This is a genomic window from Streptomyces sp. NPDC048295 (assembly GCF_040652135.1).
GTDB lineage: Bacteria > Actinomycetota > Actinomycetes > Streptomycetales > Streptomycetaceae > Streptomyces.
On record NZ_JBEZLL010000002.1, the window covers coordinates 95,941 to 109,834 of the forward strand.

General features: G+C 70.4%; 13 protein-coding genes. 9 read left to right on the top strand and 4 right to left on the bottom strand.

Translation table 11 applies throughout. The features are described 5' to 3' along the window. Nucleotides 1–171: 171 nt before the first annotated feature. Entirely contained in the window at nt 172–1,695 is a 1,524-nt protein-coding gene (locus AB0D53_RS02840) for an alpha/beta hydrolase (RefSeq protein WP_362439085.1), read from the top strand. 7 nt (nt 1,696–1,702) lie between these two features. On the opposite strand, the gene AB0D53_RS02845 is transcribed toward AB0D53_RS02840, so the two are convergent. Further along, nucleotides 1,703–3,331 (bottom strand): FAD-dependent monooxygenase, encoded by a 1,629-nt coding sequence (locus AB0D53_RS02845; RefSeq protein ID WP_362439088.1) that lies wholly within the window; start codon nt 3,329–3,331, stop codon nt 1,703–1,705. Nucleotides 3,332–3,599: 268 nt separating this feature from the next. On the opposite strand from AB0D53_RS02845, the gene AB0D53_RS02850 reads away from it, so the two are divergent. From AB0D53_RS02850 to AB0D53_RS02880, 7 genes are all read left to right on the top strand, one after another. Continuing rightward, nucleotides 3,600–4,721 carry a SchA/CurD-like domain-containing protein gene (locus AB0D53_RS02850; RefSeq protein ID WP_362439091.1) on the top strand — a complete coding sequence of 374 codons (1,122 nt, stop codon included), beginning with the start codon at nt 3,600–3,602 and terminating at the stop codon, nt 4,719–4,721. 76 nt (nt 4,722–4,797) lie between these two features. Beyond that, nucleotides 4,798–5,232, top strand: a complete 435-nt coding sequence (locus AB0D53_RS02855; protein ID WP_329815111.1) for a cupin domain-containing protein — start codon at nt 4,798–4,800, stop codon at nt 5,230–5,232. Continuing rightward, on the top strand, nt 5,229–6,497 hold the full coding sequence (locus AB0D53_RS02860) for a beta-ketoacyl-[acyl-carrier-protein] synthase family protein (RefSeq protein ID WP_362439095.1): 1,269 nt from the start codon (nt 5,229–5,231) through the stop codon (nt 6,495–6,497). Before AB0D53_RS02855 ends, AB0D53_RS02860 begins: the two co-directional genes overlap by 4 nt. After that, nucleotides 6,494–7,744 carry a ketosynthase chain-length factor gene (locus AB0D53_RS02865; RefSeq protein ID WP_362439098.1) on the top strand — a complete coding sequence of 417 codons (1,251 nt, stop codon included), beginning with the start codon at nt 6,494–6,496 and terminating at the stop codon, nt 7,742–7,744. The genes AB0D53_RS02860 and AB0D53_RS02865 overlap by 4 nt, the downstream gene beginning before the upstream one ends. A 15-nt stretch (nt 7,745–7,759) precedes the next feature. Continuing rightward, nucleotides 7,760–8,017, top strand: a complete 258-nt coding sequence (locus AB0D53_RS02870; protein WP_189545375.1) for an acyl carrier protein — start codon at nt 7,760–7,762, stop codon at nt 8,015–8,017. Between the two features lies 1 nt (nt 8,018). Beyond that, nucleotides 8,019–8,498 (top strand): SRPBCC family protein, encoded by a 480-nt coding sequence (locus AB0D53_RS02875; RefSeq protein WP_362439102.1) that lies wholly within the window; start codon nt 8,019–8,021, stop codon nt 8,496–8,498. A 75-nt stretch (nt 8,499–8,573) separates the two neighbouring features. Then, entirely contained in the window at nt 8,574–8,906 is a 333-nt protein-coding gene (locus AB0D53_RS02880) for a TcmI family type II polyketide cyclase (RefSeq protein ID WP_362439105.1), read from the top strand. A gap of 73 nt (nt 8,907–8,979) precedes the next feature. Here AB0D53_RS02880 and AB0D53_RS02885 read toward each other — a convergent pair whose 3' ends face one another. The 3 genes from AB0D53_RS02885 to AB0D53_RS02895 all read right to left on the bottom strand — a co-directional run bounded on the left by AB0D53_RS02885 (nt 8,980) and on the right by AB0D53_RS02895 (nt 12,916). Then, nucleotides 8,980–10,056, bottom strand: coding sequence for a methyltransferase (locus AB0D53_RS02885; RefSeq protein ID WP_362439108.1), 1,077 nt, complete (start codon nt 10,054–10,056; stop codon nt 8,980–8,982). Nucleotides 10,057–10,091: 35 nt separating this feature from the next. After that, nucleotides 10,092–11,159: a right-handed parallel beta-helix repeat-containing protein gene (locus tag AB0D53_RS02890; protein ID WP_362439111.1), complete on the bottom strand. Its 1,068-nt coding sequence runs from the start codon at nt 11,157–11,159 to the stop codon at nt 10,092–10,094. Between the two features lie 128 nt (nt 11,160–11,287). Then, complete coding sequence (locus AB0D53_RS02895; RefSeq protein WP_362439114.1) at nt 11,288–12,916, bottom strand: acyl-CoA synthetase; 1,629 nt, start codon at nt 12,914–12,916, stop codon at nt 11,288–11,290. A gap of 167 nt (nt 12,917–13,083) precedes the next feature. On the opposite strand from AB0D53_RS02895, the gene AB0D53_RS02900 reads away from it, so the two are divergent. Next, nucleotides 13,084–13,884, top strand: coding sequence for a crotonase/enoyl-CoA hydratase family protein (locus AB0D53_RS02900; RefSeq protein ID WP_362439117.1), 801 nt, complete (start codon nt 13,084–13,086; stop codon nt 13,882–13,884). Nucleotides 13,885–13,894 lie beyond the last annotated feature (10 nt).

Consider the following 13,894-nt stretch of genomic DNA (forward strand, 5'->3'; position numbering starts at 1 on the left):
CGGATCTCCCTCTTCCGAGCAGGCGACCGATCATTCGGTCGATCTTTCGGGAGTAGTAATTCAGGACGGGCCGCCACCTGGCAAGAGGGGTGACGCAGCTCATCCGTATCGCGGATTCGCTCATACCGAACATGGGTGCGCCGCCCATGGGGCCCTGTTTGGATGGCAGGCATGCCGATCTTCCACGCATACGACGGGACCGAACTCGCCTACCGCCTTCTGGGGGAGGGCGCACCGCTGATCTGTCTGCCCGGCGGCCCGATACGGGCCGGGGCGTACATGGGGGACCTCGGCGGGCTCAGCGCCCACCGCCGGCTCGTGGTGCCGGATCCGCGCGGCGCCGGGGACTCCGCGGTGCCGGACGACCCGGCGGCCTACCGCTGCGACCGGCTGGTCGACGACATCGAGGCACTGCGCGAACACCTCGGCGAGGACCGGGTGGACCTGCTCGCCCACTCCGCCGCGGGGAATCTGGCCGCGCTCTACGCCGCGCGGTACCCGGAACGGCTGCGCACGCTCACCCTCGTCACCCCCGGCACCCTGGCGGTCGGCATCGAGGTCACCGAACAGGACTGGTACGAGGCGAGCGAACTCCGGCGCGACGAACCGTGGTACCCGGCCGCACGGGCCGCCCTGGACGACTTTCTGGCGGGTGGCGCCTCGGACGAGGTCCGGGCCGCTGTCGCGCCGCTCGTCTACGGGCGCTGGGACGAGGCCGCCCGCGCCCATGCCGCCGCCGGGCCCGGGCAGACCAACTCCGCTGCCGCCGGCTTCTATTACGAGAACGGTGCCTTCGACCCGGCCGCCACCGTCGCGGCGCTGGCGGCGTTCACCGCACCGGTGCTCGTCCTCGCGGGGGAGTACGACGGGGGGCCGACCCCGGACCGCGCCGCCGAACTGGTGGCGCTCTTCCCGAACGCCGAGTTCGTCGTGCAGCGCGGTGCCGCGCACTTCCCGTGGCTGGACGGCCCGGGCGCCTTCGTCCGTACCGTTCAGGCCTTCCTCGACCCGGACGTGCTCAGTGTGCAGGCCGGTGGCATCCGGCTGGCCCACCGGGTGTGGGGGGACCCGTCGGCCCCGCCCGTCGTTCTCGCCCACGGCCGCTGCGGCGACAGCCGGACCTGGACCGCGATCGCCGAGCACCTCGCGGCCGAACACCGGGTGTACGCCTTCGACTTCCGTGGCCACGGGCTCAGCGACTGGCCCGGCCGCTACTCCTTCGAGCTGTTCCGGGACGATCTGCACGCCTTCCTGGAGGCCCGCAACCTGGCGGGAGCCACCGTGATCGGGCACTCGATGGGAGCTGCTGCCGCCTATCTGCTCGCCGAGCGGGAACCCGGGCTGATCGGCCGGCTCGTCCTGGAGGAGGTGCCGCCGCCGTTCCCGCTCGATCCGCCGCGCGCCCCCGCCCGACGGCCCGACGAGGAACTGGACTTCGACTGGCCGGTGGTGCCGTCGACCGATGCCCAGCTGAACGGACCGGACCCCGCCTGGCGGGAACGCCTCGGTGGGATCACCGCCCCGACCCTCGTCATCGGCGGCGGCCCCACCAGTCAGATCGCCCAGGAGAGACTGGTCTGGCTGGCGGGGCGGATACCCGGCGGCCGGTTCGTCACCATCGAGGCCGGACACCTCGTCCACACCGATCGGCCGGACGAATTCCTCGCAGAAATAAGGAAGTTCGGCCTGTCCTGAATGTCCGTCAGGAACGGTGAAGCAGGGTGGTCAGGGCTTCGTGGAGGGCGCTCTCGGCATCCGCCACGGGGCCCGTCGACCGCCAGGCCACGAAACCGTCGGGGCGCACCAGGACGGCACCCTCGGATGTCGTCCCGTGGAGCGCGGTCCAGTCCGCGCCGTTCTCCGGCTCCAGATCGGCACCCGGGCCGATGCCGTACGCCTGGAGCCGGACCGGGAGCCGGTCGGCGACCCGGGCCGCCGCCCGGCGCCACACCACGTCCTCACCGTCCGTGAGCAGTACCATCGTCTGCTCGTACAGATCCAGTGTGGACTTGCGCTCGCCGTCCTGATGGACCCACAGATGCGGTGCACGGCTGCCTGGTTCACCGTTCAACTGCACCCCTTGCGGCACCACCGGCTGCTCGGGGTCGGTGCCCAGCACCGCACCGCGGACATAGCGGTAGCCCAGCGCCACACTGAGCATGCCGCCCCGCTTCCCGCCGCCCACGCCGGGCGGCGCGGAGTACCCCGGGTGGCTGTGCTCGCCGGAGCGCGCCGAAGCCCGTGCGCTCGTGGCCCGCGCCACCGGAAGCCGCTCCGCCGCATACGTGTCCAGCAGCCCCGGACCCGCCTCGCCCTTCAGTACGGCGGCCAGCTTCCAGGCCAGGTTGTGCGCGTCCTGGATGCCGGTGTTGGAGCCGAACGCCCCGGTGGGGGACATCTCGTGGGCCGAGTCGCCGGCGAGGAAGACCCGGCCGGAGGAGTACCGCTCGGCGACCCGCTCCGCGGCGTGCCACGGCGCCTTTCCGGTGATCTCGATGTCGATACCCGGTGCGCCGACCGCCGTACGGATGTGCTCGGCACACCGCTCGTCGGTGAAGTCCTCAAGTGTTTCGCCGAGTTGGGGCTGCCACGGCGCGTGGAACACCCAGTCCTTCTTGTTGTCGACCGGCAACAGGGCACCGTCAGCAGCGGGGTTGGTGAGGTAGCAGACGATGAAGCGCCGGTCGCCCAGCACATCGGCGAGCTTCCGGGAACGGAAGGTGATGCTGACGTTGTGGAAGAGGTCGCCGGGCCCCGTCCGGTCGATGCGCAGCTGTTCGCGGATGGGGCTGCGCGGCCCGTCGGCCGCGATGAGGTAGTCCGCGCGCACGCTGATGTGCTCGCCGGTCTCCCGGTTCTTCAGCGCAGCGTCCACCCCTGACGAGTCCTGGTCGAAGCTCTGCATCTCGGTGGAGAACCGCAGGTCACCGCCCTGCTCCCGGGCCTGCTTCAGCAGCACCGGCTCCAGGTCGTTCTGGCTGCACAGGCACCAGCCGGTCGGACTGAACCGGGCGATCCCACCACCCGGGTCGATCTCCCTGAACAGCCACTCCTGGTCGTCCCCGGTGAGCGAACCGGCTTGCAGGATCCCGTGATTGTCGGCGAGGACCGAGGCCGCCCGCCGGATGCCCTCCTCGGCACCCGCCGTGCGGAACACCTCCATCGTGCGGACGTTGTTGCCGCGGCCGCGCGGGTGTGTCGAGGTGGCCCGGTGCTTCTCGACCAGCAGGTGCTCGATCCCGAGCCGACCGAGGAAGACCGAGGCGGACAGGCCCACCAGGGAGCCGCCCACGATGAGGACCGGTACGCGAATGTCGACGTTCTCGTTCATCAGTTGCTCCAGCTCGGACGCCGTTCGGATGCATTGTTCAATGCCCTGGTGAGAGCGGTTCGGACGGCTGCTCACCTGAACGGTTCATAAATCTCGCGCCACCCGGACCAGCGTTTCACGATCGGTCACGGAGACGATGCCCGCGGCCTCGGGGGCGGACCGTTCGCATCCGCCGGGAGAGTCCCCGCTCCGAATCCACTCGCCAACCGACGGTTGAGGGCATGCCACCCGGCTCGGCCCACGAAACCGTCTCGAAGGAGATCGAAAGATGACCACCACCCTCTCGGAACGGATCTCCCAGTCCGCCTTCGACGGTTCCCGGCTGCGCGTCGTGCTGCTGCTGGACCTCTACGACGGGGCCCAGAAGGAGTTCCTGGAGGCGTACGAGCACCTGCGCAACCAGGTCGCGTCCGTTCCCGGACACATCAGCGACCAGCTGTGCCAGTCGATCGAGAATCCATCCCAATGGCTCATCACCAGCGAGTGGGACAGCGCACCACCGTTCCTCGCCTGGGTGAACAGCGAGGAGCACGTCGCGACGGTCCAGCCGCTGCACAACTGCGTGCGCGACACCCGCTCGCTGCGCTTCAGCGTCCTGCGGGAGACCGGGAAGGGCTTCGAGATGACGCCCGAGACGCCCAAGGGGCGCCTCCAGGCGTCCCCGCGCCTGGGCGACGGGGTGGTGCGCCACGCGCTCACCTTCACCGTCAAGCCCGGCACCGAGGACATCGTGGCGAAGATCCTGGCCGACTACGACTCCCCGAACGCACGGGTCGACGAGGACACCCGACTGCGCCGTACCTCGCTCTTCATGCACGGGAACCGCGTCGTGCGGGCCGTCGAGGTCGAGGGCGACCTGCTCGCCGCCCTGCGCCACGTGGCCCGGCAGCCCGAGGTCAGGGCCGTCGAAGAGGCCATCAACCCGTACCTGGAGCAGGACCGGGACCTCAGCGACCCGGACTCCGCCCGGATGTTCTTCACCCGGGCGGCGCTCCCGACCGTCCACCACGTGACGGCTGGCCGGCACAAGGCGGAGGACATCCGCAGGCACGCCCTCTTCTACCAGGCCAAGGAGGGCTGCGGCATGGCTCTCGCCCGGCTCCTGGCCGAGCACGACGAGGAAGCGGCCGACGACCCGGCGAGCATCATCGACAGCAGCACCATCTTCCAGCGCGACGACGTCGTCGTCCGCCTCCTCGAAGCGGTCGAACCGATCGACGCGCAGCCCGCCCAGGCGGTGGGCATCGACGGCCCCGGAAAGGTGGCCAGACTCGGGCGTCTCCTCGACGGCGGCAGCAACGCCGTACCCATGGACGAACAGGGCGTCCCGAGCTTCCTCAAGCAGTCCGAGATGACCCTGATCACGGATCGGCGGGCCATGGAGTCCTGAACCGCGCATCCGCACCCTGGGGGGTTCTCGCTCAACCCGTCAACACAACGCGCAATGCGCCAGGAGGAAAACAGTCATGACCATGCACCGGCCACGCATCGTGGATCTCAGCGAGACGCAGCCCAACCGCAGGCGCGGAGGGGATCTTCGCGCCATGCTCACGCCGACGGCGGTGGGAGCCACCAGCGGCTTCATGGGGCTGGCGATCGTTCAGCCCGGTGACCGCATCGGCGAGCACTACCACCCGTACTCCGAGGAGTTCGTGTACGTCGTGAACGGTCTGCTGGAAGTGGACCTGGACGGCGAACCGCACCGGATGCGGCCCGACCAGGGCCTGCTGATCCCTCCCCATGTACGCCACCGATTCCGCAACGTGGGCGACGTCGAGGCACGCATGGTCTTCCACCTCGGCCCGCTCGCCCCGCGTCCGGAACTCGGCCACGTCGACACCGAGCACACCGAATCCGCCGGCCGCGTCGCGCCCCCGGAACGAACGGAGGCCGCCTCATGACACGCCGGGTGGCGGTCACCGGAGTCGGCGTCGTCGCCCCCGGCGGCATCGGCGTACCGGCCTTCTGGGACCTCCTCGCGAACGGACGCACCGCGACCAGGGGCATCACGCTCTTCGACCCGACCGGCTTCCGCTCCCGGATCGCCGCCGAGTGCGACTTCGACCCGGCGGCCCACGGGCTGGACGCCGGCACCGTCGAACGCTCGGACCGTTACATCCAGTTCGCGATGGTGGCCGCCAGGGAGGCCCTCGGCGACGCCGGTCTCGACCCGGAGAAGGTGGACCCCTGGCGGGTCGGGGTGTCGCTGGGCACCGCGGTCGGCGGCACCACCCGGCTGGAGCACGACTACGTCGCCGTCAGCGAGAGCGGTGCCCGCTGGGACGTCGACCACCGCTCGGCCGGCCCCCACCTGGAGCGGGCCTTCTCACCCAGCTCCCTCGCCTCGGCGGTGGCCGAGCAGGTCGGCGCGCACGGCCCGGTGCAGACCGTCTCCACGGGCTGCACCTCCGGCCTCGACGCGATCGGGTACGCCTTCCAGTCCATCGAGGAGGGCCGCGTCGACGTCTGCGTCGCCGGGGCGTCCGACTCGCCGATCACCCCGATCACCGTGGCCTGCTTCGACGCGATCAAGGCCACTTCGCCGAACAACGACGATGCCGAGCACGCCTCGCGGCCCTTCGACGCACGCCGCGACGGCTTCGTCATGGGCGAGGGCGGAGCGGTCCTCGTCCTGGAGGAGCTGGAGCACGCCCGTGCCCGCGGTGCCACCGTGTACTGCGAGATCGCGGGCTACGCCACCTTCGGCAACGCCTACCACATGACCGGGCTGACCCCCGAGGGCCTGGAGATGGCCGAGGCGATCAACCGGGCGCTGGGCCATGCACGCATGGACGGCTCGCAGATCGACTACGTCAACGCGCACGGCTCCGGCACCAAGCAGAACGACCGGCACGAGACGGCCGCCGTGAAGCGGGCACTGGGCGCGCACGCCTTCGACATCCCGATGAGTTCGATCAAGTCCATGGTCGGCCACTCGCTGGGGGCGATCGGCGCGATAGAAATCGCGGCCTGCGTACTTGCCCTGGAGCACCAGACGGTGCCGCCGACGGCGAACTACGAGAGCCCCGACCCCGAATGCGACCTCGACTACGTCCCGCGCACCGCTCGTCCCCTGAAGCTGCGCAGCGTCCTCTCGGTGGGCAGCGGCTTCGGCGGCTTCCAGTCCGCGGTGGCCCTGACCCGTACAGGTGGGAGGACACCATGAGAACCCGCAAAGCCCGGCGCACCGTCGTCACCGGCATCGGTGTGGTCGCCCCCAACGGCAACAACACCGAGGCCTTCTGGAAGCGGACGCACGAAGGAATGAGCGTCCTCGACCGGGTCACCCGCGAGGGCTGCGAGCAACTGCCGCTGCGGGTCGCGGGAGAGGTGCGGGGATTCGAGGCGGTCGAGCTGATCGAGGAGCGTTTCCTCGTCCAGACCGACAAGTTCACGCACTTCGCGATGGCCGCCGCGGACATCGCGCTCGACGACGCCCGGCTCGGCCGCGCCGACTACGAGAACTCACCCTTCGACGTCGGCGTGGTGACCGCCGCCGGTTCCGGCGGCGGCGAATTCGGCCAGCGCGAACTCCAGCGGCTCTGGGGACAGGGCTCCACCTATGTGGGTCCGTACCAGTCCATCGCCTGGTTCTACGCCGCCAGCACCGGCCAGATCTCCATCCGCGGCGGCTTCAAGGGGCCGTGCGCGGTCGTGGCCAGCGACGAGGCCGGCGGCCTGGACGCACTGGCACACGCCGCCCGTTCCATCCGCGGCGGCACGGAAGCGGTGGTGGTCGGTGCCGCCGAGGCCCCGCTGGCGCCCTACTCGGTCGTCTGCCAGCTCGGGTACGCGGACCTGAGCACCGTCGAGGACCCCACCCGCGCCTACCGGCCGTTCACCTCGGAGGCCTGCGGCTTCGTGCCGGCCGAGGGCGGCGCCATGCTGGTGGTCGAGGAGGAGCAGTCGGCGCGCCGGCGCGGCGCCAAGGTCCGGGCCGAAGTCGCCGGGCACGCCGCCACGTTCACCGGGGCGGCCAGGTGGGAGGAGTCCCGGGAGGGCCTCGCCCAGGCGATCATCGGCGCGCTGCGGGAGGCCGACTGCGCACCGGACGAGATCGATGTCGTCTTCGCGGACGCCCTCGGCGTACCCGCGGCCGACCGCGCGGAGGCGCTGGCGATCGCCGATGCCCTCGGCGCGCACGGCAAGCGCGTCCCGGTGACGGCGCCCAAGACCGGTATCGGGCGCGCCTACTGCGGTGCACCGGTGCTGGACGCGGCCGCCGCGGTGCTCTCCATGGAGAACGCGCTCATACCCCCGACCCCGAACGTCTTCGAGGTGTGCCACGACCTCGACGTGGTCACCGGCAGCGCCCGCCCCGCCGAACTGCGCACGGCGCTGGTGCTCAGCCGAGGGCTCATGGGCTCGAACGCGGCGATGGTGCTGCGGTGCTCCACCGACCCCCGAACGTGAGAAGGAGAAATCCCCATGACCGACCGACTGACCTACACGGAACTCGCCGTCCTGATGAAGAAGGGCGCCGGAGTCACCGTCGACCCGCGCGACATGGAGCAGCGCCCCGGTTCGGCCTTCGACGAGTACGGCCTCGACTCGCTGGGCCTCCTCGGCATCGTGGGTGTGCTGGAGAACCGGCACGGCCGGGCGCTGCCGGCCGACGCCGACCGTTGCAGGACCCCCCAGGAATTCCTCGACCTCGTCAACAACAGCCTCATGACAGGAGCCTGACGTGCCCGGACACACCGAGAACGAGATCACCATCGCCGCCCCCCTGGACCTGGTCTGGGACGTGACGAACGATCTGGAGAACTGGCCGCGGCTGTTCAGCGAGTACGCCGCGGTCGAGATCATCGAGAGGGACGGCGACAGCACCACCTTCCGCCTGACGATGCACCCCGACGAGAACGACAAGGTGTGGAGCTGGGTCTCCGAGCGGACCGTGGACCGCGCCGGGCGCACCGTCCGGGCCCGCAGGGTCGAGCCCGGTCCCTTCCAGCACATGAACATCCGCTGGGAGTACTCGGAGGTCCCCGGCGGCACCAAGATGCACTGGACCCAGGACTTCGCGATGCGTCCCGACGCACCCGTCGACGACGCCTGGATGACCGACAACATCAACCGCAACTCCAAGGTCCAGATGGAGTTGATCCGGGACAAGATCGAGCAGCGGGCCCGGGAGCGCCGCACCGCCTCGGTCGGGGCCAACTGACCCGCCAACCGCCCACGGTCCGGCACCCGGCCTGCGGGCCGGGTGCCGGACCGGGAACCAGAAAGGCATCTCCCGATGCATCACGCTCTGATCGTCGCCCGGATGGCCCCGGGGTCGGCGCCGGACATCGCCGACCTGTTCGCGGCCTCCGACAGCGGGGAACTGCCGCACCTCGTCGGCGTCACCAGGCGCAAGCTCTTCCAGTTCGGCGACGTGTATCTGCACCTGATCGAGTCGGAGAACCCGCCCGGCCCCGAGATCGCGAAGGTGACCGCGCACCCGGAGTTCAAGGACATCAGCGAGAAGCTCACCGCCTATGTGAGCGCGTACGACCCGCAGACCTGGCGCAGCCCCAAGGACGCCATGGCCCACGAGTTCTACCGGTGGGAGCGCGGCACTCCCGCCTGAGACCGGCGATCGCCCCGGGTCCGGCCTTTCGGCCGGACCCGGGGCGATCTGACGTCGTGCCGGGGAGCGGTGATCAGCCGGGGACCACGCACTCGAAGGCGTGGAGGTAGGCGTTGACCGGGACGACGTCACCGAGCAGCAGCCCGGCGTCCGAGATCCGGGTGACCAGGCTCTCCCTGGTGTGCTTGGCGCCGCCGACGTTGAGGAGCAGCAGCAGGTCCATCGCGGTGGTGAACCGCATCGAGGGGGTGTCGTCGACGAGGTTCTCGATGACGACGACCCTGGCTCCCGGGCGGGCCGCCGCGACGACGTTGCGCAGCGTCCGGCGGGTGCTGTCGTCGTCCCACTCCAGGATGTTCTTGATGACGTACAGGTCGGCCTGGACGGGGATGGCCTCGCGGCAGTCCCCGGCGATGATCCGGGTCCGGCCGACGAGCGCGCCCTCGTCCCGCAGCCGGGCGTCCGCCCGCGCCACCACGCCCGGCAGGTCCATCAGGGTGCCGTGGAGCGCCGGGTCCTTCTCCAGCAGGCTCGCCAGTACGTGGCCCTGGCCGCCGCCGATGTCGGCGACCGAGGTCACTCCGGAGAGGTCGAGGAGTTCGGCGACGTCCAGCGCGGACTGCATGCTGGAGGTGGTCATCGCGCGGTTGAAGATCTGCGCGGACTCGTGGGCGTCCTGGTGGAGGTAGTCGAAGAATCCCTTGCCGTGCACGTCCGCGAAGACGCTCTCGCCGGTGCGCACCGCGTCGTCGAGGTGCGGCCAGACGTCCCAGGTCCAGGGCTCGGTGCACCACAGCGAGATGTAGCGCAGGCTGTTGGGGTCGTCCTCGCGCAGCAGGCGCGACATCTCCGTGTGGGCGAAATGCCCCTCCGGGGTCTCGGCGAAGATCCCGTAGCAGGACAGGGCGCGCAGCAGCCGCCGCAGCGGCACCGGCTCGGCCTTCACCAGTGCCGCGAGCTCCTGCGCCGTGGCGGGCGTCTCGCCCAGCGCGTCGGCGACGCCCAGGCGGGCGGCGGCGCGCACGGCGGCGGCCCTGGCCGCGCCGAAGACGAGCTCACGCAGCTGCATGGCCGGCTGCGGGGGAGTGACGGGGTGCGGGAGGGCGGCGTGTACGGGTGTGGGGGTGGGGGTGGGGCTCACAGTGGTCATGCTGTTTCGCTTCTCCTCGTGCGGGGGTGCACCGGTCAGCACATACCGGCCGGTGCGGATTTGGCGCAGACGTTGTCGGTGAACGTGTTGCCCTTACCGGTGTCCCCATTGGCGAGGTCGGCCGGCTTGTTGTTGAGCACGACATTGCCGCTGATGGTGTTGCCGGTGTTCTTGGTGCCCACGAAGCTCTTGAACAGGACGACACCGCCGGACATCGGGGCGGCGCCGGAGTTGTCGCGGATCGTGTTGGCGCGCACCACGGTGTCCGCGGCGCCGGTGAGCACCACGCCGGAGCCCTGGAGGGCCGACAGCCGTTCGGTCGCGGAGCAGAACTTGTTGTTGCCGGTGATCTCGTTGGACTCGATCGTCATCGCTCCGGCCTGCGGCTTGCCCTCGTCGCCCACGACGAACACACCGGTGCAGTTGCCGGTGAGACGGTTGTCGTGGACCGACAGGTTGCGTACCCGCCTGGCGGTGAAGCCGATCCGGTTGTCGGTGAGTGTGTTGTCCCGGAGCTCGGTGCCCCGGGTGTCGGTCGCACCGCCCTCCTTGTCCACGGTGTTCGCGACGAAGATGCCCGCGTCGCCGTTGGCGCGGGCGGTGTTGCCGATGAACGCACCGCGGGTGGAGTGCTCCTGGGCGATGCCCCAGACGCCGTTGTGTTCGGCGGTCACCCGCCGGACGGTCATCCGGTCGGTCCAGGAGGCCCAGACACCGTTCTTCTTGAAGCCGGAGACGGTCAGCGAGTCGATGCGCACACCGTCCACGGTCCCGCCCGACTTGCCCAGGACGCAGATCCCGCTGCCGGTCTTGGCGCAGGCGTCGGCGGCCTTCGTGCCCGGCTCGGCCGGCCGCAGCACGGTCCCGCTGCCGGAGCCGCGCAGGGTCAGGTCGGGCTTGGTGACCAGCACGCTCTCCCGGTACGTGCCGGGCAGCAGGACGACGGTGTCACCCGGCCGGGCGGCGTCCACCGCCTTCTGGATCGACTCGCCCGGACGGACCTCGTGCGAGTCCGTGGCCGAGGCGGAGGGGATGGACATGCCGCATCCCGCGGCCGAGAGGACCGCGACGGGGACAAGGATCCTGATGTTTCGTTTCCTCATGAGCCGAAGCTATGGTCGATCTCCCCCGGTTGCCACATAGGGTGAGCGGATGGGTTCGGAGCGTGCCCGAATGGCTTACGCGTGATCCGCCGCCCGGTGGCCGGTCCGGCCGCACGGACGCCCGGCCCTCATTCCCCGGGTTCGCGCCGGGGTGCGACGACCGAGCGGGCCCACCGGTAGTCGGCCTTGCCGCTCGGCGAGCGCTGGATCCGGCGGGTGATCACCAGCCGGCGCGGGATCTTGTAGCCCGCCAGCCGGGTCCGGCAGTGGGCCTGGAGGTCGTCGAGCGTGGGTTCGGACGCTCCCTCGCGCAGCTGTACGACCGCCGCGACACGGTTGCCCCACCGGTCGTCGGGTACCGCGGCGACCAGTACGTCGTACACGTCCGGATGGGCCTTAAGGGCCTGCTCGACCTCCTCGGGGTAGACCTTCTCGCCCCCGGTGTTGATGCACTGCGAGCCGCGGCCGAGGACTGTGACGATGCCGTCCTCGTCGACCGTCGCCATGTCGCCGAGCAGGACCCACCGCTCGTCGCCGCGGCGGAAGAAGGTCTCCGCGGTCTTGCCGGGGTCGTTGTAGTAGCCGAGCGGCACATGCCCGCGCTGGGCGATCCGCCCCGGCTCCCCGGGTGCGACCGGCTCGTACGTCGCCGGATCGACCACCGCGGTACGGGAGTTGACCCGGAGCCGGAATCCCTTCTCCGGGCCCGAGTCGGCCGTCGCCGTGCCGTTGAAACCGGACTCCGACGAGCCGAAGTTGTTGAGCAGCATCACCGTCGGCACCAGTTCCTGGAACTCCGCGCGCACCGAGTCCGACATGATCGCGCCCGAGCTGGACACGGAGAACAGCGACGAGCAGTCGGTGCCCTTCAACGGGCCCTTCAGTGCGTCGATCAGCGGTCGCAGCATCGCGTCGCCCACCAGCGACACACTGGTGACCTTCTCCTTCTCGATCGTACGGAGCACTTCCTGGGGCACGAACTTGCGGTGGACCACGACCCGCTGTCCGAAGTTGAAGCCGATGAAGGCGGTGAGCGTCGAGGTGCCGTGCATCAGCGGGGGAGTGGGGAAGAAGGTGATCCCGTCACCGCCCGCGGCGACCCGTTCGGCCAGTTCCTGCGGGCTCTTCACCGGCTCACCGGTCGGCGCGCCGCCGCCCAGGCCGGAGAAGAAGAGATCCTCCTGGCGCCACATCACACCCTTGGGCATTCCGGTGGTGCCGCCGGTGTAGATGATGAACTGGTCGTCGGCCGACCTCGGCGGGAAGCCGCGCTCCGGGCTCCCGGCCGCCTCGGCGTCGGTGAACGCGACGGCCTCGGGGCCCCGGACCCCCGCCTCCGGCGCGCCCACCCGCACCAGATGACGCAGGCCCGGGGCCTTCGGTGCGGCGGCCGCGACCCGCTCGTCGAACTCGGCGTCGAAGACCAGCGCGGCCAGATCCGCGTCGCGGTAGAGGTAGATCAACTCCTCTTCCACGTAGCGGTAGTTCACATTGACCGGGACGATCCTGGCCTTGAGGCAGGCCAGCACGGTCTGGAGGTACTCGACCCCGTTGTAGAGGTGCAGTCCCAGGTGCTCGCCGGGGGCGATGCCCGCCTCGATCAGGTGGTGGGCGAGGCGATTGGCCGCCGCGTCCAGCTCCGCGTACGTCAGCCGGCGCTCCGCACCCGTGCCGGGATGGTCGAGGTGGACGAGCGCCTCGCGTTCCGGGACCGCGTCGACGACCGACTCGAACAGGTCGGCAAGGTTGTACTCCACCGTTCCTCCTGACGCCGGAAGCTGACTGGCTCGGCGGTCATTAGAGCGCCGGGAGGCGCAACTGGGAAGGGGTGCCGCCAAGGAAATCTGACTGGCTGTCAGAAAACTATTGAACTGGGGCACCGCCTACTGCAACCTGTTCTAGGTCTTTGGATGGGAGGCGGACAATGGCTGGTACGGAACACCTCGCCGTGCGGCGCGAGGGCGCCACACTGGTGCTCACCCTGAACAGACCGGAGGCGAAGAACGCCCTGTCGCTGCCGATGCTGGTCGGGCTGTACGACGGCTGGCTGGCGGCGGACGAGGACGACACGATCCGCTCGGTCGTGCTGACCGGAGCGGGCGGCTGCTTCTGCGCCGGAATGGACCTCAAGGCGCTGGCGGGCAAGGGGATGGAGGGCGAGCAGTACCGGGACCGGATGACCGCCGACCCCGATCTGCACTGGAAGGCGATGCTGCGCCACCACCGCCCCCGCAAACCGGTCATCGCCGCCGTGGAGGGCCACTGTGTCGCGGGCGGCACGGAGATCCTCCAGGGCACCGACATCCGGATCGCCGGGACAGGGGCCACCTTCGGGCTCTTCGAGGTGCGGCGCGGGCTCTTCCCCATCGGCGGCTCGACGGTCCGGCTGCCGCGCCAGATCGCCCGGACACACGCACTCGAAATGCTCCTCACCGGACGCGCGTACAGCGCCGCGGAGGCCGCCGGCATCGGACTGATCGGCAGGGTCGTCCCCGACGGCACCGCCCTGGAGGAGGCCCTCGCCGTCGCCGAGCGGATCAACGCCTGCGGGCCGCTCGCCGTCGAGGCCGTCAAGGCATCCGTGTACGAGACGGCCGAGATGACCGAGACCGAGGGACTGGCCGCCGAGCTGAAACGCGGCTGGCCGGTCTTCGCGACCGACGACGCCAAGGAAGGCGCCCGCGCCTTCGCCGAGCAGCGCCCGCCCGTCTACCGGCGTGCCTGAGCCGAGGAGG

Coding starts and splice junctions, on each gene's coding strand:
- AB0D53_RS02840 (WP_362439085.1), top strand. CDS start 172: ATGCCGATCTTCCACGCATACGACGGGACCGAACTCGCCTACCGCCTT.
- AB0D53_RS02845 (WP_362439088.1), bottom strand. CDS start 3,331: ATGAACGAGAACGTCGACATTCGCGTACCGGTCCTCATCGTGGGCGGC.
- AB0D53_RS02850 (WP_362439091.1), top strand. CDS start 3,600: ATGACCACCACCCTCTCGGAACGGATCTCCCAGTCCGCCTTCGACGGT.
- AB0D53_RS02855 (WP_329815111.1), top strand. CDS start 4,798: ATGACCATGCACCGGCCACGCATCGTGGATCTCAGCGAGACGCAGCCC.
- AB0D53_RS02860 (WP_362439095.1), top strand. CDS start 5,229: ATGACACGCCGGGTGGCGGTCACCGGAGTCGGCGTCGTCGCCCCCGGC.
- AB0D53_RS02865 (WP_362439098.1), top strand. CDS start 6,494: ATGAGAACCCGCAAAGCCCGGCGCACCGTCGTCACCGGCATCGGTGTG.
- AB0D53_RS02870 (WP_189545375.1), top strand. CDS start 7,760: ATGACCGACCGACTGACCTACACGGAACTCGCCGTCCTGATGAAGAAG.
- AB0D53_RS02880 (WP_362439105.1), top strand. CDS start 8,574: ATGCATCACGCTCTGATCGTCGCCCGGATGGCCCCGGGGTCGGCGCCG.
- AB0D53_RS02885 (WP_362439108.1), bottom strand. CDS start 10,056: ATGACCACTGTGAGCCCCACCCCCACCCCCACACCCGTACACGCCGCC.
- AB0D53_RS02890 (WP_362439111.1), bottom strand. CDS start 11,159: ATGAGGAAACGAAACATCAGGATCCTTGTCCCCGTCGCGGTCCTCTCG.
- AB0D53_RS02900 (WP_362439117.1), top strand. CDS start 13,084: ATGGCTGGTACGGAACACCTCGCCGTGCGGCGCGAGGGCGCCACACTG.